At 50.3% G+C, this 20,152-nt stretch carries 22 protein-coding genes and 1 pseudogene; 6 read left to right on the forward strand and 17 right to left on the reverse strand.

Annotation, left to right across the window (positions count from 1 at the left end):
- Positions 1 to 221: 221 nt before the first annotated feature.
- The 3 genes from ACMHXE_RS18765 to ACMHXE_RS18775 form a co-directional block, all read right to left on the reverse strand.
- Entirely contained in the window at positions 222 to 875 is a 654-nt protein-coding gene (locus ACMHXE_RS18765; protein WP_413733064.1) for a DUF2290 domain-containing protein, read from the reverse strand.
- 4 nt (positions 876 to 879) lie between these two features.
- Positions 880 to 2,985, reverse strand: coding sequence for a DEAD/DEAH box helicase (locus ACMHXE_RS18770; RefSeq protein WP_413733066.1), 2,106 nt, complete (start codon positions 2,983 to 2,985; stop codon positions 880 to 882).
- 607 nt (positions 2,986 to 3,592) lie between these two features.
- Positions 3,593 to 4,054, reverse strand: coding sequence for a hypothetical protein (locus ACMHXE_RS18775; protein ID WP_413733067.1), 462 nt, complete (start codon positions 4,052 to 4,054; stop codon positions 3,593 to 3,595).
- Positions 4,055 to 4,382: 328 nt separating this feature from the next.
- Between ACMHXE_RS18775 and ACMHXE_RS18780 the strand changes: the two genes are divergently transcribed.
- Together ACMHXE_RS18780 and ACMHXE_RS18785 are read left to right on the forward strand one after the other, a co-directional pair.
- Positions 4,383 to 4,967, forward strand: coding sequence for a cold shock domain-containing protein (locus tag ACMHXE_RS18780; protein WP_413733069.1), 585 nt, complete (start codon positions 4,383 to 4,385; stop codon positions 4,965 to 4,967).
- Between the two features lie 65 nt (positions 4,968 to 5,032).
- Positions 5,033 to 5,265 (forward strand): annotated as a pseudogene (locus tag ACMHXE_RS18785) (helix-turn-helix transcriptional regulator).
- Between the two features lie 282 nt (positions 5,266 to 5,547).
- Here the strand turns inward: ACMHXE_RS18785 and ACMHXE_RS18790 are convergent.
- Together ACMHXE_RS18790 and fumC are read right to left on the reverse strand one after the other, a co-directional pair.
- Entirely contained in the window at positions 5,548 to 6,096 is a 549-nt protein-coding gene (locus tag ACMHXE_RS18790) for a DUF2799 domain-containing protein (RefSeq protein WP_101056035.1), read from the reverse strand.
- 100 nt (positions 6,097 to 6,196) lie between these two features.
- Complete coding sequence (fumC, locus tag ACMHXE_RS18795; RefSeq protein ID WP_101056034.1) at positions 6,197 to 7,588, reverse strand: class II fumarate hydratase; 1,392 nt, start codon at positions 7,586 to 7,588, stop codon at positions 6,197 to 6,199.
- A gap of 139 nt (positions 7,589 to 7,727) precedes the next feature.
- On the opposite strand from fumC, the gene ACMHXE_RS18800 reads away from it, so the two are divergent.
- Positions 7,728 to 8,708 carry a catalase family peroxidase gene (locus tag ACMHXE_RS18800; protein ID WP_101056033.1) on the forward strand — a complete coding sequence of 327 codons (981 nt, stop codon included), beginning with the start codon at positions 7,728 to 7,730 and terminating at the stop codon, positions 8,706 to 8,708.
- Between the two features lie 115 nt (positions 8,709 to 8,823).
- Here ACMHXE_RS18800 and ACMHXE_RS18805 read toward each other — a convergent pair whose 3' ends face one another.
- Positions 8,824 to 9,057 (reverse strand): transposase, encoded by a 234-nt coding sequence (locus tag ACMHXE_RS18805; RefSeq protein WP_101056032.1) that lies wholly within the window; start codon positions 9,055 to 9,057, stop codon positions 8,824 to 8,826.
- A 519-nt stretch (positions 9,058 to 9,576) separates the two neighbouring features.
- Between ACMHXE_RS18805 and ACMHXE_RS18810 the strand changes: the two genes are divergently transcribed.
- From ACMHXE_RS18810 to ACMHXE_RS18820, 3 genes are all read left to right on the forward strand, one after another.
- Positions 9,577 to 10,239 (forward strand): OmpA family protein, encoded by a 663-nt coding sequence (locus ACMHXE_RS18810; protein WP_101056031.1) that lies wholly within the window; start codon positions 9,577 to 9,579, stop codon positions 10,237 to 10,239.
- Between the two features lie 189 nt (positions 10,240 to 10,428).
- Positions 10,429 to 11,220: a molybdate ABC transporter substrate-binding protein gene (locus ACMHXE_RS18815; protein WP_101056030.1), complete on the forward strand. Its 792-nt coding sequence runs from the start codon at positions 10,429 to 10,431 to the stop codon at positions 11,218 to 11,220.
- A 157-nt stretch (positions 11,221 to 11,377) separates the two neighbouring features.
- Positions 11,378 to 11,761, forward strand: a complete 384-nt coding sequence (locus tag ACMHXE_RS18820) for a hypothetical protein (RefSeq protein WP_101056029.1) — start codon at positions 11,378 to 11,380, stop codon at positions 11,759 to 11,761.
- 160 nt (positions 11,762 to 11,921) lie between these two features.
- On the opposite strand, the gene mgtE is transcribed toward ACMHXE_RS18820, so the two are convergent.
- The 11 genes from mgtE to ACMHXE_RS18875 form a co-directional block, all read right to left on the reverse strand.
- Entirely contained in the window at positions 11,922 to 13,286 is a 1,365-nt protein-coding gene (gene mgtE, locus ACMHXE_RS18825) for a magnesium transporter (RefSeq protein WP_101056028.1), read from the reverse strand.
- 83 nt (positions 13,287 to 13,369) lie between these two features.
- Positions 13,370 to 13,645 (reverse strand): HPr family phosphocarrier protein, encoded by a 276-nt coding sequence (locus ACMHXE_RS18830; RefSeq protein ID WP_039033490.1) that lies wholly within the window; start codon positions 13,643 to 13,645, stop codon positions 13,370 to 13,372.
- On the reverse strand, positions 13,632 to 14,486 hold the full coding sequence (gene rapZ, locus ACMHXE_RS18835) for an RNase adapter RapZ (protein ID WP_039033489.1): 855 nt from the start codon (positions 14,484 to 14,486) through the stop codon (positions 13,632 to 13,634). Before rapZ ends, ACMHXE_RS18830 begins: the two co-directional genes overlap by 14 nt.
- On the reverse strand, positions 14,483 to 14,926 hold the full coding sequence (gene ptsN / locus ACMHXE_RS18840) for a PTS IIA-like nitrogen regulatory protein PtsN (protein WP_039033488.1): 444 nt from the start codon (positions 14,924 to 14,926) through the stop codon (positions 14,483 to 14,485). The genes rapZ and ptsN overlap by 4 nt, the downstream gene beginning before the upstream one ends.
- Before the next feature lie 2 nt (positions 14,927 to 14,928).
- Positions 14,929 to 15,216 carry a ribosome hibernation promoting factor gene (gene hpf, locus ACMHXE_RS18845; protein WP_039033487.1) on the reverse strand — a complete coding sequence of 96 codons (288 nt, stop codon included), beginning with the start codon at positions 15,214 to 15,216 and terminating at the stop codon, positions 14,929 to 14,931.
- A 31-nt stretch (positions 15,217 to 15,247) separates the two neighbouring features.
- Positions 15,248 to 16,711: an RNA polymerase factor sigma-54 gene (locus tag ACMHXE_RS18850; protein ID WP_101056027.1), complete on the reverse strand. Its 1,464-nt coding sequence runs from the start codon at positions 16,709 to 16,711 to the stop codon at positions 15,248 to 15,250.
- 95 nt (positions 16,712 to 16,806) lie between these two features.
- Positions 16,807 to 17,535: an LPS export ABC transporter ATP-binding protein gene (gene lptB / locus ACMHXE_RS18855; protein ID WP_025011764.1), complete on the reverse strand. Its 729-nt coding sequence runs from the start codon at positions 17,533 to 17,535 to the stop codon at positions 16,807 to 16,809.
- Positions 17,532 to 18,065, reverse strand: coding sequence for a lipopolysaccharide transport periplasmic protein LptA (gene lptA, locus ACMHXE_RS18860; protein WP_101056026.1), 534 nt, complete (start codon positions 18,063 to 18,065; stop codon positions 17,532 to 17,534). Before lptA ends, lptB begins: the two co-directional genes overlap by 4 nt.
- Positions 18,052 to 18,612 carry an LPS export ABC transporter periplasmic protein LptC gene (gene lptC / locus ACMHXE_RS18865; protein ID WP_025011766.1) on the reverse strand — a complete coding sequence of 187 codons (561 nt, stop codon included), beginning with the start codon at positions 18,610 to 18,612 and terminating at the stop codon, positions 18,052 to 18,054. The genes lptA and lptC overlap by 14 nt, the downstream gene beginning before the upstream one ends.
- On the reverse strand, positions 18,609 to 19,160 hold the full coding sequence (kdsC, locus tag ACMHXE_RS18870; protein ID WP_101056025.1) for a 3-deoxy-manno-octulosonate-8-phosphatase KdsC: 552 nt from the start codon (positions 19,158 to 19,160) through the stop codon (positions 18,609 to 18,611). The genes lptC and kdsC overlap by 4 nt, the downstream gene beginning before the upstream one ends.
- Positions 19,160 to 20,137, reverse strand: a complete 978-nt coding sequence (locus ACMHXE_RS18875) for a KpsF/GutQ family sugar-phosphate isomerase (protein WP_101056024.1) — start codon at positions 20,135 to 20,137, stop codon at positions 19,160 to 19,162. Before ACMHXE_RS18875 ends, kdsC begins: the two co-directional genes overlap by 1 nt.
- Positions 20,138 to 20,152 lie beyond the last annotated feature (15 nt).

Genomic DNA, 20,152 nt, shown 5'->3' on the forward strand with positions numbered 1-20,152 from the left:
CGCTGTGAATACATCCTTGTAAGCTCGGCGCCAACATCCATGTTGGCGACGGTCACTGATGCGCATATGCCGGGTGATTTGGTGCAATCTGTGGGTGAAGTGTTTTGGCTATCCTCACTCTTTCTCTCACTCACTCTTTCTCTGCCTGAGAGGGACTCGAACTAGAGTTAACCTAGTTATCTAGTGTAACTTGTGTGGAAGAGTTTCCGCGAATGCATAATTTAAGATATAGACAAGTGTACTATGTTTCTTTCTTTATCAAATATAGTCGGTTTCATTAATATATTTTGGAAGTTTAAAGATAATTCCACTTGGGCTGTATAATAAAATGAACGCATTATAAAATTTATAAAGTTAGCTGGGCATATTGGTGCGATAACAGGTATACGACAATTTTTATATTGACCTAGGCTTAAGTGGCTTATTGGATGTTCCAATTCTTTAGCATTTTGTGGATCAAAATCAAACCTAACAGGAACCGGTAAGATAGATTTCAAGATCATATCTGCATAGTAATTGCTTTCGTCTAAATAAAGTTCTGGGTCATTTTGGAACGCTTCATAATCTGGTGATGGAAAATAACACAACCTATGTTTTATTAGCTCATTACGTTTATTGAAGCAATATAGTAGCTGGATTAACCCTCCATCTAGCAGCTTAAGGTTAAATTGCCTATTAGATGACAAATATTTATAAATATCGCTGTAATTAACATTCTTTAAAGCTATTGATACATCGGAGAAACCAGAATAACCTACATGGATCTCATTATTGGTAGTAGTTTCTGATGGAAAGTTTTGATCATCACATAGTCCTGATTTTATAAGTTCCTGTGTTATTTGACTTATTGAGCTTATAGCTTGCTTGTTATTCAAATTGTCACCTCTGACTTAATTTTGCTAGAAGCGCCAATCTTATTTCTTCTGGAATATCTTCCAGATTTACTTCGCCATCTAATAGATTTGATAAGTTCTCAGCGCTTCGTTTAGCTGCGTTGACCCTACGTTTTTCAGATGATGTCATATCTCTGTTTACTACACGCATCTTCTGCCTTTCTGATTCAGTAGGATATCTGAAATTGAGTGTATAATTATTCTCAATTATTTTGTTATATTCATTAATTATCCCATCAAATTGAGTGCCAACACCGCAAATTCTTAGCCAAGCTTTTGTTCTTGTCATTGCAGTGAATAATATATTCCTCTTTTTTGATAATTCGTAATCGCTATTGCAATACTCTGAGTGCATAATATAAACCATTGCAGCTTCATTACCTTTTGCACGGTAAATAGATGTAAAAGTAATACTGTTATCAGAGAAGAACTCATCTGGAGAAGCAGTAACACCAGCAATTGATGAATTAATTCCTTTTTGGAAAAGAAAATTTCTAAGATTCCCTACTTCATTCCTAAGTCTTAGCGCATTTGGATGGATTACTACAATATCACTGGCAAGAATTTCATCCTCATTTATATTCTTTTCTATTTGTTCTGCAATCCATTGTGCTTGTTCCATATCATTATTAAACTTTTTAACTTGTAGGGTTTCATCTGGTGCATTATGACCTTTTAGTAGGGCTGGACTCGAATGGTTACTTCTTGATAGTGTAACAATTGAATTTTCTTTGAGTTCCCCATTTACTATTTCATAACCTATTTCGCCCCATAACTCAGGGTAATCAAACATTTGAATCATTGGGTTATGGTATACACCAAATCCAAGGGCGTGTGCTGCAGTTAGAATGTTTCCAGGGTTTCTGTAACAAACATCAAGAATAATATCTTGAGCTGCCTTATCAAAAGTTACAATAGGGTTTCCAGATGCATCTAATCCCCATATTTCGTCTGGGGAAGACATGCCATTATCCCCAAGGTTTTGCAATTCATCATATGCATAAATTAGCTTTTTTGGGTTTTTAAGTATTGCGTAGCAAATTTTTAAAAATGCATTTGAAAAATCTTGTGCTTCATCTATCAAAATTAAATCATAGAGAGGCGTGAAATCGCTAACTTGGTCTAAAAGTAATTCGCATACAGTTTCAAACTCTTTCCCATATGTATTGGATATTCTTTTTGCAGAGGACCAGTCATAATAATTAACATTATTGGAACAGCATGCTTCATAATAAACTCCAGTACTTTTTGGACTGCCCCAAGCATGTAGAATATTTACCATATCCCAATCAGGTTGCTCACCAGTTGCATCTTCATAAAACTGCGTTATTAGGCGTTTGAATTGTTCTTTAAGTGACCTACTATTAAATGTAACAGCTATTTTCCAATTGGGGTTTTGGGAATGGATGTGGGCAACTTTGCGAGCTAGTACTACAGTTTTCCCCGAGCCAGCTAGGCCTCTTATTCTTTGAACTCCTTCAATATTTTCAAGAACAGCCCTAGTTTGACTTATATCAAGGGTTGCTAACTCACCTTCTAAATTTTTGAGTACAGCACCTTTTGAATCATCACTTTTTATGTATGAACGCTTTTTTGTTTTTTTCAAACTAGACAATGACTGTAGCCTAGATAAAGTTGGTTTTAATAAACTTGGACTGGGAAGACTTTCTGATTTAACTGAAGCAAGAACTTCTTCTGGAGTTCTGCAAACGTTAATTGCTTCGATTAAATCTTGGTTGTAGCCATTTGGTATAAGTGGAGCAAAAGTAATCGAGTTTACTGGTACGATTAACTTTCTATTTTTTGTCAACTCTTTTAATTCTGAAAGTCTGGCTGTCACTTTTAGGTGTACTTCATCAACATGATCAATATCGTCTTCTGTAATAAATCTATTGTTGTTAAAGTGAATAATACTTACTCCGCATTCTTTTGTGCAGAGCAAAGCATCTAGCTTTATGCCACCCTCACTTGAGGAAATAATTGGAAATCCTCTGTAAAAGTGACCTTCTAGCTCTTTATCTTGTCTTAATATGTTGTCCAAACTTGTGCCTAGAGCTTGGCCTTCTGCAGGTGTACCTAAAAACGTGATCATTTCATTTCCATAATTAAGAGTTTAAATAATGTACTTTGGAAGTTTATGAAGTCTATATAAGGTATAGACCGGAATTTATTGCTAGTTCTGAGTATTGAAAATGCTACCACTAGATGGTTATCTAGACTACCATACTGCAGGAATTACTCATTAATTCAAGTTAGATGAAAAGAGTGGGAACACCCACAACTATTTCACTACATACTATGACCAAAGGTTTCAGACTGTTTCAGCCCATAAGGCCAAAGTGCTCGGCTTTGTCGGGTGAAGCTTGGAAGGCTTAGATTCTGTGTCGCTTGTAAAGCAACAAATCCCAAAAGGTTTGGCCAAGCGCAGCTTGGCGCATGGTTGCAATTGGACAGGGATGGCTACCGCAGTGAATTCTAGCTATCCCAGAGCGTACTAAACCGAGTTAAATTTCAATAAAAACAACACTAAAACTATCAATTTGTGGCTGGCAAAACCTTAGCTTGGGTCACAAGTTGCACAGCGGTTAAAGTGGCTTGAGTCAGGGAGGAATATGAGGTGAGGTATTGAAAGCTTGTCCTTGCCTTTTGCCTACTCGGGTGAGCGCGGCTGCCATCCCTGATTGTTGTTAACACTTTAGCTAGCGCTTAAGTATTGCTTTTCGTTGGTTTTTTGTTAAAAGCCTAGCCAATCCTACAGTATTGCTGCGGTGAAAAACAAGCTTTACCGCATGGGGTTTTGTTGTGCGGTTTGGCCCAAGTAACTTGTTTGAGTGACTTGTTTGAGTGGCCTGCTTTAGTTGCCCGTTTAAGTTGGTCGGCTGAGCTAGCGGCTTCTGTGAATGGTTTTGCCGGCATTTTAACTGGCATAAAGTGGCTGGCGGGGAAGCGGCGATGATTTTTAGGAAAAAGTGAACGGTTTTAACCGGTTTTTGAGGATGTTGCAGCAGTAGCTGCCGGGTTGAGATGTTAGTATCGGTTGCTTGGATCTGTTCTGTTGCTGCGGCGGTTTTTTGTGGCTGTTGTTGTATAGGGCTTTGGAAGTCGTAGAGAAAGTTATCGGGATTGTGTAGTGAAAGGAAAAGTCGTTTCGTATGTCTCATCTAAAAAATTTGGCTTTATCAATGGGGATGATGGTGAAAGCTATTTTCTGCATGTTTCGGCGTTGGTGAACAGGAGTGATGAGGTAAGGAAGGTGCGAATAAGTCCTCGTGGCACTCTGGCTTACACAGCAATTGGCGTTCAAGGCATCTGACTGAAGGCATGCCGGGGCCTGTCGAAGTCGGATAACGCAGAGAGCCGGTTGCTGTGAAAGCCCCGAAGGGCGTGGCTTACAGACCTGTCTGCTGTGTTGTGCTTCTTGCAAAGGACTAGGCCATTTGCTGCGAACCACGCCTTGCATCCAAGCCCGTAAGCCGACGCAGAGCACACATGGGACTTGTTCGCACCTTCCCTAAGAATGTGCTGGTCGAGTTTGACCCTACGCCAACCCCAAAGGGATTGTCTGCCAAGCAGGTCCGTATTCCTGAAGTCTATATAAGCGAGCGACTGCTGAATTTCTTCACCTCCAAGGGTATCAGCCCCAAGCATGGTGATGCTGCGTTGCGCTTGCCTATTTCGACCCGTTTTTTCAAAGATCCGGCCAAGGGGCGCCAGTATATAGAAGAACTGGCTAAGCAGTGTGGCTGCAATGCCGTGCTCGGGCTCGAGTTTGAAAAGAAGACCTTCTCCGAAGGCAACTATCGCTTTACCGGGCATGCTTTCAAGGGGGAGTTGGCCCTGGTCACTGAAAAGCAGCCCTGTGACACCAAAGAGATGGCCCTTGCTGCCGAGCGGCAGTTGCAGCAAAGAATTCAGGCGGCTGATCAGGCCTTTGGGCCGATACAAGAGGCTGAGCTTAAGGCCAGACAGAGCCAGCTTTCCGGCTGCCTCGGCAGCGCCGTCGCCGTGCTGGCTGTGGTGGCCATCCTGCCCGCGGCCATTATCGCCGGTATCGCCGGTCTGTTCCCGCAGTAACAGGCATGGTGATTTCAGCTTGAATGGATGAAAAAGTGTATTTCACTACACTTTGCGTCGTTCTTATGGCCCCATTAACTCCATATGCGTCGGGCGCTTGGATTAAGGCCCGCAGAAAGGAAGCGGCACTCACTCAGGATGTGGCGGCAATGCTTTGTGGTGTCACCAACAAAACCTTGATCCGGGTAGAGAAGGGGGAAGATGTCCATATCTCTACTGTCTTCAAGATACTCGATGGTTTGGGGTTCGTTTGCTGGCGCAGCCCAAGCCTGATGTTGATTCGACCGGGTGGTACTAGATATGAGTGGTACTGGATATGGGGGGTATAAGTGGAACCGCAAACCTTGTCTTGGATATGCATCTTGGTGACCGAATCAAAGGTGAGTTGTTATTCGATGCCGCCTAGAGCTTTGCCGTCAGCTATCGCCGGTATGTTTCCTTGCTGAGGTAGGCTGTTGTTTCAGCGCTTCTCTGTCTCTTGCCCGAGCGACAGATAAGCGGCGAGACTAAGCTTCTTGCTTAGTCCTTTGCTTATCTGCCTGTGCGGTCTGTCGGCGGTTTAACTCAAGGTCGGTAAGTCTCAGAATTGCCACCTGAACTGCACATCCGGGACTTGCAGATATCTGAGCTCGTTCACCAGCTTGTCTTTTTCATTCAGCAGCTGTTTTTTCTTCTCCAGGGTGCTGGCCTTGTCTGTCATGGACACCAGCTTCTGATCCAGATCGCGGATTTGATAATCTATCTGACGCAGGCGGCTGCGGATCTCATCGGCGCGTTTGTTGAGCTGGTATTGGCGGTAGCCGGCATTGTACTGTTCGACAAAGGCGTTGCTGGAACAGACCCCGGCATAGCCTTCACCCGCCAGGCCGACTCGGTAGCCGTTTTCCGGCTGACAGTAGTTTTGCAACCCCTGTAGATAGCCATCGCGCCACTCGCCATGATCAACCCGAATGCCGAACTCGGCACAATCCTCGGCATAATCATTGACTCTGCTGGCATGAGCGCCATTGTTGCCATCCTGAAGCCCGAGGGAAAACCAGTTTGAGTTTTGGCATTGGTTGAGGTCGAGTGAACTGCATTGGGTCAGCATGAGCGCGCTCAGTGCCAATAAGATATTTTGGTATTTCATTCTGTAAATGACTGCTTATCAGTTGAATAAGCCTAATCCATGGCGAGGAGTTGGCATAATACAGCGATTAGCTCTAATGTTGATACGTTTTAATACAAATTTACAATTTAACCTCGAAAGGACCTAACATGTTCGCCGGGTTGACCCAAGTATCAAACTCGGCCTCGGTTACCAGTCCTGACTCCAACGCGGCTTGCCTCAGACTAATGCCTCTTTGGTGGGCGTCCTTGGCGATTTGGGCAGCCTTGGCATAGCCTATGTGAGGATTGAGGCTGGTGACCAGCATCAAGGAGCGCTGCAACTGCTTGGCAATCATCTGGCGGTTGGGTTCCAGCCCCGAAGCGCAGCGCTCATCAAAGCTCAGACAGGCATCACCCAGCAACTCGGCGCTTTGCAGCAGATTGGCGGCGATGAGCGGCCGAAAGACATTGAGCTGAAACTGACCGTTGCTGGCACCTATGCTGACGGCAAGATCGTTGCCCATCACCTGAGCCGCCACCATGGTCAGCGCCTCGCACTGAGTCGGGTTAACCTTGCCGGGCATTATGCTGGAGCCGGGTTCGTTGCCAGGCAACTGCAGTTCCCCTATACCGCAACGGGGGCCGCTGGCGAGCATGCGAATATCATTGCCTATCTTCATCAGGCTGACCGCCAGGCGCTTGAAGGCGCCGCTGAGTTCCACCATGGCATCGCTGGCACTCAGTGCCTCGAACTTGTTGGCGGCGCTGACAAACTGCTCACCACTGAATGAGGATATCAGCTCGGCGGCGCGCTCGGCGTAACCTGCGGGAGCATTGAGCCCTGTCCCCACGGCTGTGCCGCCAAGGGCCAATTCACGGCAGTTTGCCAACGCCCGCTCTATGGCGCCTATGCCTTTATCCAACTGAGTCACCCAGGCACTGATCTCCTGTCCCAGTGTCAGCGGGGTGGCATCCATAAAGTGGGTGCGGCCGGTTTTGGGAATATCGGCAAACTGTTGTGACTTGTGTTTTAGGCTATCGCGCAGCGCAGCTATGGCGGGCAGTGTGTGCCTACAGGTCTTGAGCACCACGGCAATATGCATGGCGCTGGGGAAGGTATCATTGCTGCTCTGGCTGCGATTGACATCATCATTCGGGCTCAGGTTGATGGCCTTGTTTGCCAGAGCCATGCCGCGATTGGCTATCACCTCGTTGAGGTTCATATTGGTTTGGGTGCCGCTGCCGGTCTGCCAAATGACCAGTGGAAAGTGCTGCTCCAGTTGGCCCGCCAAGATTTCGTCGCAAACTCTGGCGATGAGCGCCGCCTTGTCCTTGGGCAGTTGCCCAAGCTCGGCATTGGTCTGGGCTGCGGCTTTTTTCAACAGGGCGAAGGCGTGGATGATGGCCTTTGGCATACTCGCTTGCGGGCCTATGGGGAAGTTTTCCAGGCTGCGCTGGGTTTGGGCGCCCCAGTATTTGTCTGCTTCGACCTTGACTTCGCCCAGAGTGTCTTGCTCAATCCGATATTGCATTGCCGCCTCCTGTCGTCTGTCATCGTCCTCAGCATAGCATGGCCTTTGGCCCACTCCTGAAATAATCCGCCGCTGTTCCCGGTCTGGGTTGGGCGGCCTGTTTCAGGCCTGGATTCTGATTTTTACAAAGGGAGTAAGCATGAGAGTATCGGTTTGGTCTGCGTTATTGCTCTTGGGGACTCAGTTGGGTGTTTTGGGCTCCAGTTCGGTAATGGCGGCTCAGGCAAATGATTTTATTCAAGTATTTGAAGCACTTTCCGGTCAACATCCGGGAGAGCGCAAGGGACATGCCAAGGGAATTTGCACCATTGGCAGTTTCCGGCCGAGTGCCGGGGAGGTCTGGCTTAAGGAACTACCTCTGTTTGCCACAGAGCAGGCACTGCCCGCTCAGGTACGTTTTTCCATGGCGGGTGGCGATCCTTTTGTGGCCGATACCAGTCGCAGCCCAAGAGGGATAGGCGTGCGCATCGAACTGCCAGACGGGCAGGTGCATCAGTTGGCCGGGCTGAGTACGCCTGTGTTTCCGGGTAAAGATCCCGACAGTTTTCTTGGTTTGCTGCGCGCGTCATTGGCTCAGCGTGAGGGGGAAACCGGCGCGGTTGCACGCTATCTACAGCAGCATCCGGATGCTGCCCGCCAGGGGCTGTGGCTCAAGCAGCACAATCCACCGGCGGCCTATACCTCGGTCAGCTACTTTGGCATTCACAGTTTTATTTTTGGTAACCAAGGCCAGCAAAAGCGCTTTGGCCGTTGGGAGCTTTGGCCTGTGGACGGGGAGCAACCACTGACGGATGCCGAGTTGGCACAATTGCCGGATGATTTTCTGCAGGACAGGTTGATGCAGAGGCTGAAAACTGGACCGGCTCAGTTTGAGCTTAAGCTGGTCCTGGCCGAGGAGGGGGATCCCTTGCTGGACCCTTCACAGCAGTGGCCGGATAACCGGCCCAGAGTCGCCCTCGGGCGCCTGAGCATAGACTCGGTTGCGACTTCAGCCTGTGACAAGCTGAACTTTGATCCCAATGTGCTCAGTAAAGGGATCGCCGCCAGTGACGACCCTGTGCTGCGGCTGAGATCCGCGGCCTATGCCATCTCTTTTGGCAAGCGCTTAAGCGGCCGGTAACGGTAATAAAATGACAGGAACGAACCTAAAAAATGTAGCGCTTTATCATTGTTATATGTACATTTTTTATCGTTGGGGGCGATAACTGTGTGTCAGGTTCGCTCCTGTCGAAACTTTAACGGATTAAGCTGAACTCCTGGCTCAACTGACGAATGCGCTGCTGCAGTTGCTGCAGTTCCCCCATCAGCCGGGATTGTCTGGGTCTGCCTGCCGCTTCATCCTGCGCCAGCCATTGATAAACCAGTTTGGTGGAGATCCCATGCTGACGGGCAACGTCAAACATGAGCCTGCCGTTTTGAGTCACTTCCTTAATGGCTTGCTGTCGCAGCTTCTGCTCGTTAATTTCCATACTGCCTCCTTGATGCTCCAAGAATGGTTTTCCAGAGCTGTGATTCCACCTCTGTTATTCCACATCCCATTGGCTGTAGCCCAAGTGCTTGAGGCAATGCCAGAGTGAATGCCAGAGCGAATGCCAACTGTCGCGTATTTTCATCAGTGTTTTCATCATGACTCCTGAACAGTGGAATACTGCTTTATAGGTATGTAAGAAACATGCCAGTTTTTATATTTACTTTAATGCATTGATATAAAAGTGAATTAACTCATTTCCTTGTCGATAGAGCCTGCCGGGCGCTACCCAATAGAGTGCAGTCTGCTCTATTTTGGGGTTTTACTTGATGTCAACGCCATGACACTTGGTTGACAATCCGGGATGGAAAAGTCGGATTTGACTGAATCTATGCTGAATGCCGTGCGGATTTGCCACCTCTATGACCTCCGGGGGATTGTCTGCTTGAAGCGCTGCTATATACTTTGGCGCCAGATAGGTTCCGCTTAGGTTGGAACAAGCAGACGAAGGAAAAATAACATGAAAAAGCGCGCTTTTCTGACAGCTCCTCTGTTGCTGGCATTGCTGGCAACTGGCTGTACCACAGTGAATCCTTATACCAATGAACAACAGACTGCCAAGGCGACCAACGGAGCACTGATCGGTGCCGTAGCCGGCGCGGCCATAGGTGTGGCCTCTTCCAGTAAGAGCGACAGGGGCAAGGGCGCCCTGATCGGGGCAGCATCCGGCGCTGCCGTAGGCGGTGGTATCGGCTATTACATGGATGTACAGGAAACCAAATTGCGTCAGCAACTGGCTTCAACCGGCGTCAGCGTAACCCGGGTGGGCGATACCATAGTGCTCAATATGCCCAATGAAGTGACTTTCCAGGTCGACAAGACAGATCTCAGTAGCGGCGCCATGCGGGTATTGGACAGCGTAGTGCTGGTGGCCAAGGAATATGACAAGACTCAACTGAATGTGGTGGGTTATACCGACAGTAGCGGCTCTGAGTCCTACAACCTGAGATTGTCACAGGTTCGTGCCAGCGAAGTAGGTAATTACTTGATCCGTAAAGGTGTATCCGGACAGCGAGTATTGACCCAAGGCCGAGGTGAGGCCAGCCCAATCGCCTCAAATGCCACCCCTCAGGGGCGGGCACAGAACCGTCGGGTAGAGATTATTCTTAGTCCTCTCGGCTAAGATTTTAAGTTTAAGGGTCGCTGCGGCGGCCCTTTTTATTGGGTCAAATTGTCCCTTTCTCCGGTTTTCCCTGTCAGATGGCGTGATCTTGAGGGGAATTTATGACAAGTTTTGCCGTGGTGCGTTGATTTGTGATGCGGTTTGGTTGAGTTTAGCGGCATCTGTATCTTATACACCGGAGAAAAATAAATGAAAAAGAGTGTCTGCTTACTCGCCCTGTTACTGCCCGCCTTCTCTCAGGCGGCGGATCTTGAGTTCAGGGCTGCGGGAAGTTTGAAGACCGCCATGACGGATGTTATCGCCAGTTATCAGGCCGATGGCGGCGTTAAGGTCAATGCCCAGTTTGCCCCTTCAGGCTTGCTCAGAGGCCGAATTGAAGAGGGCGAGAAGGTCGACTTGTTTGCTTCGGCCAATATGAAGCACCCACAGAAGCTGATGCAGGAAGGCAAGGGCGCGCCTGTGGTGATGTTTGCCCGTAACCGCCTGTGCGCCTTGGCGCAAGATAATGTCCCGCTGACGACAGAAAACATGCTGGATACTCTGCTGGACAGCAAAATCAAGCTGGGCACCTCCACTCCCAAGGCCGACCCTGCCGGTGACTATGCTTTCAAGGTGTTTGACCGCGCCGAAGTTATCAAGCCCGGTAGCCAGGCCAAATTGGCGGCCAAGGCGCTCAAGCTGACCGGTGGTGCCGACAGTGCCAAACCCCCTAAAGGCAAAAACCCCTATGGCTGGGTGATGGCCAATAAACAGGCGGATGTATTTTTAACTTATTGCACCAATGCCGTATTGGCCAAGAAAGAAGTGCCTGATCTCAAGATAGTGGCGTTGCCTGAGTCGCTGGCAGTAGGTGCCAACTATGGCATGCTGGTGCTGGATAAGGCCGACCCTGCCGCTTGGCCGCTGGCCATGTATATTCTTTCTCCCAAGGGGCAATCCATTCTGGCCTCTTACGGCTTTGAAGCGCCGCTTAAACCTTAAGCGCTATAACTGAAAATATTTGGAGAGTGTGCTTCAGTTCCCCGGAACTGAAGCACACTCTCTTTATGGGTATATAGCTACTTTTTGGCCAAATCAGCTTGCACCGGCAATTATTATCCTTCTAAAGTAAGGCATTATATCCTTACCAGGGGGGAGCATGCTCGAAACCAAAGGCTTACCGATAGCGACAGATTATCTCGGTGATGAGGTGAGGTTTATTCGCCTTTGCTATGACAGTCAGGGCTTGGATATCGAGGTAAGTGTCGAAGGCTGCAGGGCGCAGGTTCATTTTGACTCTGTGGTTGGCTTTCGAATGTTGGATGAGGGCGATCTGATGGAGTTCTGGACCGAATGCAGCCTCTCCAATGGCTGGTTATTTCAGATCTCCAACGGCGGCTGGTACCGCCAGGAGGCCAAGCGCAGCGGCTTTATGGCCAGCGCCAACCTCAAGTTGCAGGAATTTCTGTTGGTGAGCCGTGGCGAGTGTGTCTCCGTCTTCTGTGAGCAGGATGAACCCAAGGTGTATTGGCTTAAAGACTGACTCGCTTTCTTTCACAGCCCAAGGGCGAGCTTGGTCGCCCTCTGTTATTTATTCTATTCATCAAGGTCAGAGCTTGATGCTCTCGGCCCCCGTTCTTCTACCCTCAAAAGCAGACTTTTGCTCACTAAAACCAGAGCCTCAGCCCATTAATACCTGAGCCTCAGCCCATTAATACTAGAGTCGCCAACCCCAGGAAGGCGAACAGGCCTATTACATCTGTCACTGTGGTCAGCACCATGCCACCGGCCAATGCAGGATCCACATTGAGCTTTTTCAGTATTAAAGGGATGCTGGCTCCGGCGAGACCGGCTACCGTCATATTGATTAACATGGCACCGCCAATAAGGGCGCCGAGTGCCAGATCGCCTTTCCAGATCCACACGGCAGTGAATACCAGCGCCGACCACAACAGGCCATTGAGAAAGCCGATGGCCAACTCCTTGCCGATAAGCCAGCGGGAGTTGCTCTGACCTATGTGGCCGAGGGCGATACCGCGGATCACCAGCGCCAGAGTCTGGTTACCGGCAACGCCGCCCATGCTGGGCACTATGGTCATCAGAATCGCTATGGTGGCAAATTTTTCCAACGTGCCTTCAAACATATTGCTGACCGAGGCGGCCAACAAGGCGGCAAACAGGTTGAAGGTCAGCCACAAAGAGCGGCGAAAGGCACTCTTGAACACAGGGCCGAAGGTGTCTTCATCATCGTCCATCCCCGCCATACCCATCATGGAGTGTTCGGCGTCTTCTCGGATAACGTCCACCACATCATCAATGGTGATCCGCCCAAGCAGATGGCCTTCACTGTCGACCACTGGCGCCGAAACCCAGTCGTGACGCTCAAACAGCTGGGCCACTTCATTGTCCGGCATGGTGACGGGAATGCTCTCAAGCTCGGGATCCATTATGCTGCGGATCCCGGCGGTGGGGTTACAGGTCAGTAGGGTGGAGAGCTTAACGCCACCGAGCAAAATATCGCGCCTGTCCACCACATAGAGGGTATCAGTGGCTTCGGGCAGCTCGCCCCTTTGGCGCAGATAACGCAGCACCACATCGACGTTGACGTCCGGCCTCAGGGTCACGGTATCTGTATTCATCAGACTACCGGCGCTGTCTTCCGGATAGGAGAGCGCCTGTTCGACCCTGGCCCTGTCTTGGGCACTCATGGAGTGCAGTACCTGTTTGTAGAGTGTATCCGGCAGGCTTCGCAGCACGTAGGCCAGATCATCGGTATCCATACCCGCGGTCGCTCGTGCCAAACGCTCAGGACTCATCAGGCTGATCAGCTGGTCTTTCATATCTTCACCCAGCTCTTCGAGGATCTCACCGCTCTGTTCCTGATCCACCAGTTGCCAGAGTACCTGACGGGTACGTGGCGGTGAAGATTCGAGAATAAAGGCGATATCCGAAGCCGTCATTCGCTGCAGCATGTCGCGCACATGCACGAACATACCACTGCCAAGAGCTTGGTTTAGTTGAGTAAGACGTTGTTCTGTCAGCTCTTGGTCGAGCGCTTCTATTGGCATGCAGTTCCCCCTGTGATGCAAAGCGAGGATATGTTACCTCAAGACAGGGGAGTTATAGAAACAAAGAGTGCAGCGCTAAGGCTTTAGCTGGCTTCGTCGAAACGGGCGTTGATCAGGGCGCAGATGGCATCCATCGCCGGTTCGGCATCCGGGCCTTCGGCAATAAGGCGTATGGTTTTGCCTTGACCGGTTTCCAGCATCAAGAGCCCAAGCACGCTGGCGGCCGAGGCCTTTTTCTCGCCTTGGATCAGAGTGATATCGGCTTCGAACTCGCTGGCCAGCACCGCCAGCTTAGTGGCGGCGCGGGCATGCAGGCCCAGTTTATTGACTATGGTGACTTCCCGTTCAACCTTTGCCATTGCCCAGCTCTCTATGACGGGCCTGTACCTTGTGTTTGCTGTTGCCAAAACGCTTGGCCAGCTGGTCGGCGACATAGACAGATCTATGCTGGCCGCCGGTGCAGCCTATGGCTATGGTGAGGTAGCTGCGGTTGTTGCGCTCAAGGTGTGGTAGCCAGGTTTCCAGCAGATTTTCTATCTGCCAGATAAACTTGTTCACCAATGGCTGACGGATAAGGAATTCCTGCACCGGTTCATCCAGCCCGGTCAGCGGCCTGAGCGCCGGTTCCCAGTGGGGGTTGGGCAGAAAGCGCACATCAAACATGAAGTCGGCTTCCTGGGGCATGCCGTGCTTGAAGCCGAATGATTCGAAGTTGATCACCAACTCTTTGTCGACGCTGCCCAGCAGAATTTCTCGCACTTTGTCACTGAGTTCATAGATATTCAGTGCCGAAGTATCTATGTAGTGATCCACCAGTTTCGACATGGGCTCCAGCAGTTTACCTTCGTGCTTGATGGCATCCTGCAGCGAGACAGTGCTTTTGGATAGAGGGTGTAGTCTGCGGGTTTCGCTGTAGCGTTTTAGGAGTACTTTATCGGAGGCGTTGAGGAAGAAGCTGGTCAGTTGGGTGTTTTCCGGCAGCGCCGCCAACTGTTTTTCCAGCACCTTTTCCTGATCCGGCATGTTGCGCACATCTATGCTGATGGCGACCAGATCATTGCTGCCGCGGAGGTTTTCCAGCAGGCTGCCTATCATGGGCAGGGGCAGATTATCCACACAGTAGTAACCCAGGTCTTCGAGTACCCTGAGGGCAACGGATTTTCCGGAACCGGAGCGGCCTGAGACTATCGCGAGTTTCATCCTGTGATCACCTGATAGAGTTCTGTTTCATCGCGGGATTTACGCAACTGCTTGAGTATTGCCTTATCGCTGAGCTTTTCAGCCATGGCAGACAGGGTACTCAGATGTTGCTGGCATTGATCTGCGGGCACCAGAAGAGCGAATAGTATGTCCACCGGTTGGTTGTCTATGGCATCGAAGGCGATAGGCTCTTCGCATTTGACCAGCACGGCAATCGGCTCTGTGATATCAGGCAGCCGGCCATGCGGAATCGCAATACCATTACCTATACCTGTGCTCCCCATCTTTTCGCGGGCCAAAAGGCTTTCAAAAATCGCTTGAGAGGAAAGGGTGGGGTACTGGGCGCTGGCGAGATCGCTAATTAGCTCCAGTACCTTTTTCTTACTGCCCGGAGTGGCACAGGTAGTGCACTCCGGCCGCAGGATGGTACTCAGTTCCATCGTTAGTGTTTTGTCAGCTTTTCTTTGTGTTTAATGACCTGACGATCCAATTTATCAATCAGAACGTCGATGGCGGCATACATGTCGGCATGTTCAGAAGTTGCATAGACTTCGCCGCCTGTGAGGTTGATCTTGGCTTCGGCAATCTGTTGCAGTTTTTGTACATTGAGCACAACGTGCACATTATTGATCTGTTCGAAATGGCGTTCAAGTTTCGAAAACTTACTTTCCACATAGTCACGCAGTGAGTCGGTGATCTCGATATGATGTCCTGTCAGGTTGATTTGCATAGAAAGATTCCTCCAATTTCCAACTGTGGATTTATAAACTCTTACGCTGGTTCGACGGTGGTATCATCATAGCCTCGCGATACTTGGCTATGGTGCGTCTTGCAACGTTGATTCCCTGTTCTGCCAGAAGTTGTGCCATTTTGCTGTCGCTCAAAGGTTTCTTCTGGTTTTCCGCCGCCACGAGCTTCTTGATAAAAGCCCTGATCGCCGTGGAAGAGCATTCTCCGCCATCTTCGGTACCGACATGGCTGGAGAAGAAGTACTTCAATTCAAATATTCCCCTGGGGGTATGCATATACTTTTGAGTGGTGACCCTGGAGATGGTCGATTCATGCATCTCGACCGCCTCGGCGATATCGTTGAGTACCATGGGTTTCATGGCCTCTTCACCATATTCGAAAAATCCCTGCTGGAACTGCACTATGCAGTTGGCCACCTTGAGCAGGGTGTCGTTGCGGCTCTCCAGGCTCTTGATAAACCATTTGGCTTCCTGAAGATGACCACGAATAAACTGGCTGTCTGATTGACTGCGGGCGCTGCGGGCCATGGCAGCATACTGTTGGTTGATCCCGAGTTTGGGCATACAGTCCGGATTGAGCTCTACCACCCAGCGACCGTTCTTCTTCCAGACGCTGACATCCGGGATCACATATTCCTCGTCCATCGGCTGCACCAGCAAACCGGGGCGGGGATTGAGGCTCTGAATAAGGTTGATGGCGTCACGCAGTTGATCTTCCTTGAGCTTGGTCTTGCGCATCAGGGTGCGAAAGTCGCGGGTAGCGATGAGATCCAGATGCTCGTCGATCAACAAGCGGGCATCGGCCAGATGCGGGGTGTCGGCGTTGAACTGTTGCAACTGGATCAGCAGACATTCGCGCAGATCTCTGGAGGCGATGCCGACAGGGTCGAAGTGCTGGATCCGCTTGAGTACCGCTTCGACTTCATCGAGCTCAATCTCAGGGTTACCCATGGCTTCGAGGATCTCCTCTGTGCTCTGGGTCAGATAGCCCTGCTCGTCGATGGCATCTATGATGGCGGTGGCAATAGCGTCGTCGGTATCGGAAAACGGGGTCAGGTTCTTCTGCCATTCCAGGTGTTCATAGAGACCTTCGCTGGTTTCCCCCTGAAAGGGCATATCATCTTCACGGCCCATGGCTGGCCCTGAGGCGCTGGCGGCGGTAAAGACTTCATCCCAGGTGGTATCCATAGGCAATTCATCCGGCATAGACTCATTGTTCAATGCCTCTGAGGTTTCTACTGTGGAACCATCTTCCTGCTTGGCGCTCAGTTCGCCGGCGTCGTTTTCCTTGTGATTGTCGTCAATCTGTTCCTCCTGGCTGTCCTCGGCCATCTCCAACAGAGGGTTGGCTTCCAAGGCTTCCTGGATTTCCTGCTGCAGCTCAAGGGACGACAGTTGCAGTAGGCGAATGGCCTGCTGCAACTGAGGTGTCATGGTCAACTGTTGACCTAGTTTGAGCTGGAGTGACGCTTTCATTATACCGCTAATCCCTACTCGTTATTTTTCAAGGAAAAAATTCAATAATAACAAACTATAATACCCGGAATTGCCGCCGGATGACATGATCCTAACTATAGCCTGAATTGTTCGCCTAAGTACACAGCACGCACTTGCTGGTTGTCCAAGATTTCAGCGGGTGTGCCCTCGGCGATCAACTGCCCATGGCTGACAATGTAGGCTCGCTCACAAACGTCGAGCGTTTCGCGAACATTGTGGTCTGTGATCAGCACCCCCAAACCGCGGGACTTAAGCTGTTCGATGATTTTCTTGATATCGATAACTGAGATGGGATCCACACCGGCGAACGGCTCATCCAGCAGAATGAACTGTGGATTGGCGGCCAATGCCCGGGCGATTTCCACCCGGCGGCGTTCACCGCCGGAGAGGGACATCCCCAGGCTGTCACGTATGTGGGTAATGTGGAATTCTTCCAGCAGCTGTTCGAGTTGTTCCTCGCGCTCGTCGCTGTTGAGTTCTTTGCGGGTTTGCAGCACGGCCATGATGTTGTCATGCACCGACAGCTTGCGGAAAATACTGGCTTCCTGTGGCAGATAGCCTATGCCTTTACGGGCACGCAGGTGCATGGGATCCAAGGTCAACTCGTCGTCGTCAATGAAGATACGACCCTTGTCACTTTGTACCAGCCCAACCACCATATAGAAGGTGGTGGTCTTGCCAGCTCCGTTGGGGCCCAGCAGCCCGACGATTTGGCCGGTGTTGACCGATAGGCTGACGTCTTTGACTACGTTGCGCTTCTTGTAACTCTTTGCCAGGTTTTGTGCCGTCAGGGTGCTGGTCATTGCGGTTCCTGCTGCTGTTCTTTCTTGTTGAGATCCTGATAGTTTTCCGGCTGGATAACAGTGGTTACCCTGTCTTGGCCTTTGCCGCTGCTTTCCGCTTCAAGCTGTTGCTTGTTGATGTCGTAGACTATCTTCTCGGCGGTCACTTCGCTGCCGTCCTGTTCCACTTTGGCCTGGCCCAGCAGGGTCATGATACGACTGTCTATGTTGTAGTGGATCTCTTTGGCCTTGGCACTGGCCAGACGGCCGTCTTCCAGTTTCTGGGTATAGGTAGCGGGTGAGCCCTTGGCCACCAGGATCCGCTCGCCACTCTTGTCTTCTGTGTAAGCCGTGAGTTCATCGGCCAGCAGTTTCAAACTGCCCTGGGTGACTGTGACAGGCCCGCCGTATACCACACGCTTGTTTTTGATATCGGCAAACTGATTGGCGGCTCTGATCTGTACTTTTTGCCGCAGATCTTCTTCAATGGCCACTGCCGACAGGCTTGTGATGCACAAGAGGGCACCGATAAAAAGCTTACTTGGTTTCATAGGTTCCTTTCACCTGACTGGTCAGCTTCACTTGCTGAGCATTGAGATCGGCGTACAGGCCGGATCCCTTGATATTAAAGTCTTTGCCTTCGATCAGGATCTCGCGATCTGAGGTCATGATCATGGTGTCCAGATCCAGCTCCACATAACTGGTTTTCAGGCTCTGGATCGGTTCATTGGGGCTAATGGCGTCGATGATAACATTATTTTCAAGTACCACTCGGTTACTCTTGCGATTGAGCCTGCCCTCGTTGGCAGACAGACGCCACTGTGCCTCGCCCTTGTCCGGATAGACCAGATAAACCGGTTGGTTGAAGAAGGTCTTTTCACTGGCTTCATAATGTTCCATGTGCGCCGCGGCGACCCTACTGGCGACATTGCCCTGCTCGTCAAAGTTGACCGAGCGCAGGTCATCGGCGACAAAGTCAGGCCTAACCACATCCACAGGCGCCTCACTCTGTTGAGCGTTGCGCTTGTTCTGCACCTGCCAGTAAAGGATAAGTGCAGTGGAGAAAAACAAAATAATGGCCAGGGTGACCCTATTCATATACTCATTCCGTGGGCATTTTCAAATTTGTCCTGACTGAGCAGGATAAGATCCGCCAGCTCCCGGAGTGCACCATGGCCGCCGGCAATCTGAGTGACCATGTGGCAGTGTTGCCTTACCCAAGGATGACCATCGGCCACGCAAACCGCCAGTCCAACTTGCTTCATCACCGGCAAGTCGACAATGTCGTCACCTATATAGGCCACTTGTTCAGGCTTGAGATCATAATGTTTCAGCAGCGCCTCATAGGGCTCCAGCTTGTTGTCTATGCCTTGATAAATCTTGTCTACCCCCAGGGCCGTCATACGGTTTTCGACTATCTGGGACTTGCGGCCGGTGATCACCGCCACCTGGATACCGCAGGACAGCAGCGAGCGCACCCCATAGCCATCGCGGGTATGGAAGGCTTTCAGCTCTTCACCGCTGTTGCTCATATAGATGCGGCCATCGGAGAAGACACCGTCGACATCACAGATAAGCAGTTTGATTTTGGCGGCTCTTTGCCAGTTATCTTCGCTTATGGGGCCGTAGAAACCTTGATGACTCATCAGATAACCCCCGCCTTGACCATATCCAGCATATTGAGTGCCCCAATTGGCTCATTGGCGCCATTGATGACAATAAGACCGTTGATGTCATTCTCGTCCATCACCTTGAGCGCCTGAGCTGCGAGGATATTGTCACCACTGGTGATGCAATTCCGGGTCATGACGTCGCTGATTTTTGTGGTACGCAGGTTGACTCCGGCGTCTATGACACGTCTCAAATCACCATCGGTGAAAATACCCACCAGTTGTTTCTGTTGATTGACCACTGAGGTCATACCCAGGCCCTTTTTGGAGATTTCATAGAGGGCGTCGGTGATACAGATATCTTCTGTGACCAACGGCAGCTCTTCGCCTTTGTGCATCACATCACTGACCTTGAGCAGTAGCTTGCGTCCTAAAGCGCCGCCGGGATGCGACAGGGCAAAGTCATCTTTGGTAAAGCCCTTGGCCTGCAACAGCGCGACCGCCAGGGCGTCTCCCATCACCAGGGTAGCCGTGGTGCTGGAGGTGGGTGCCAAGCCCAGCGGGCAGGCTTCTTCCTGCACCTTGATGCACAGATGCAACTGCGCCAGCTTAGCCATGGTGGATTCTGGCTTGCCTGTCATGGAGATCATAGGGATCCCCTGGCGCTTGATGACGGGTATCAGGGTCAGAATTTCGCTGGACTCGCCCGAGTTGGAGATAGCCAATACGATATCGTTTTCACTCAACACCCCCAGGTCGCCGTGGCTGGCTTCGCCCGGGTGAACGAAGAATGCCGGGGTGCCTGTGCTGGCGAGGGTGGCAGAAATCTTGTTGCCTATATGGCCCGATTTCCCCATCCCCATCACTATCACCTTGCCGCTGCAGTTGAGGATCAGTTCGCAGGCTTGGGCGAATTCGGGGGAATCAACAAACTGGTACAGGTTGTCCAGTGCTTGTTTCTCGATATCTATTACTCTGCGGCCCCATTGGCGCAGTTGCTTAGCTTCTGCCATAGTTGTCTCTCGTCT

This window comes from Shewanella sp. BJSY2023SW007 (assembly GCF_047314525.1).
In the GTDB taxonomy this organism is placed as follows: domain Bacteria; phylum Pseudomonadota; class Gammaproteobacteria; order Enterobacterales; family Shewanellaceae; genus Shewanella; species Shewanella chilikensis.

Bases quoted from the DNA above. Each gene is read 5' to 3' on its own strand.
- lptB (WP_025011764.1), bottom strand. From the start codon at position 17,535: ATGACCAGCACCCTGACGGCACAAAACCTGGCAAAGAGTTACAAGAAG.
- mgtE (WP_101056028.1), bottom strand. From the start codon at position 13,286: ATGCCAATAGAAGCGCTCGACCAAGAGCTGACAGAACAACGTCTTACT.
- ACMHXE_RS18780 (WP_413733069.1), top strand. From the start codon at position 4,383: ATGGGACTTGTTCGCACCTTCCCTAAGAATGTGCTGGTCGAGTTTGAC.
- fumC (WP_101056034.1), bottom strand. From the start codon at position 7,588: ATGCAATATCGGATTGAGCAAGACACTCTGGGCGAAGTCAAGGTCGAA.
- ACMHXE_RS18775 (WP_413733067.1), bottom strand. From the start codon at position 4,054: ATGAGACATACGAAACGACTTTTCCTTTCACTACACAATCCCGATAAC.
- ACMHXE_RS18805 (WP_101056032.1), bottom strand. From the start codon at position 9,057: ATGGAAATTAACGAGCAGAAGCTGCGACAGCAAGCCATTAAGGAAGTG.
- rapZ (WP_039033489.1), bottom strand. From the start codon at position 14,486: ATGAAACTCGCGATAGTCTCAGGCCGCTCCGGTTCCGGAAAATCCGTT.
- lptA (WP_101056026.1), bottom strand. From the start codon at position 18,065: ATGAAACCAAGTAAGCTTTTTATCGGTGCCCTCTTGTGCATCACAAGC.
- ACMHXE_RS18820 (WP_101056029.1), top strand. From the start codon at position 11,378: ATGCTCGAAACCAAAGGCTTACCGATAGCGACAGATTATCTCGGTGAT.
- kdsC (WP_101056025.1), bottom strand. From the start codon at position 19,160: ATGAGTCATCAAGGTTTCTACGGCCCCATAAGCGAAGATAACTGGCAA.
- ACMHXE_RS18800 (WP_101056033.1), top strand. From the start codon at position 7,728: ATGAGAGTATCGGTTTGGTCTGCGTTATTGCTCTTGGGGACTCAGTTG.
- hpf (WP_039033487.1), bottom strand. From the start codon at position 15,216: ATGCAAATCAACCTGACAGGACATCATATCGAGATCACCGACTCACTG.
- ACMHXE_RS18850 (WP_101056027.1), bottom strand. From the start codon at position 16,711: ATGAAAGCGTCACTCCAGCTCAAACTAGGTCAACAGTTGACCATGACA.
- ptsN (WP_039033488.1), bottom strand. From the start codon at position 14,926: ATGGAACTGAGTACCATCCTGCGGCCGGAGTGCACTACCTGTGCCACT.
- ACMHXE_RS18790 (WP_101056035.1), bottom strand. From the start codon at position 6,096: ATGAAATACCAAAATATCTTATTGGCACTGAGCGCGCTCATGCTGACC.
- ACMHXE_RS18815 (WP_101056030.1), top strand. From the start codon at position 10,429: ATGAAAAAGAGTGTCTGCTTACTCGCCCTGTTACTGCCCGCCTTCTCT.
- ACMHXE_RS18830 (WP_039033490.1), bottom strand. From the start codon at position 13,645: ATGGCAAAGGTTGAACGGGAAGTCACCATAGTCAATAAACTGGGCCTG.
- ACMHXE_RS18875 (WP_101056024.1), bottom strand. From the start codon at position 20,137: ATGGCAGAAGCTAAGCAACTGCGCCAATGGGGCCGCAGAGTAATAGAT.
- ACMHXE_RS18770 (WP_413733066.1), bottom strand. From the start codon at position 2,985: ATGATCACGTTTTTAGGTACACCTGCAGAAGGCCAAGCTCTAGGCACA.
- ACMHXE_RS18810 (WP_101056031.1), top strand. From the start codon at position 9,577: ATGAAAAAGCGCGCTTTTCTGACAGCTCCTCTGTTGCTGGCATTGCTG.
- lptC (WP_025011766.1), bottom strand. From the start codon at position 18,612: ATGAATAGGGTCACCCTGGCCATTATTTTGTTTTTCTCCACTGCACTT.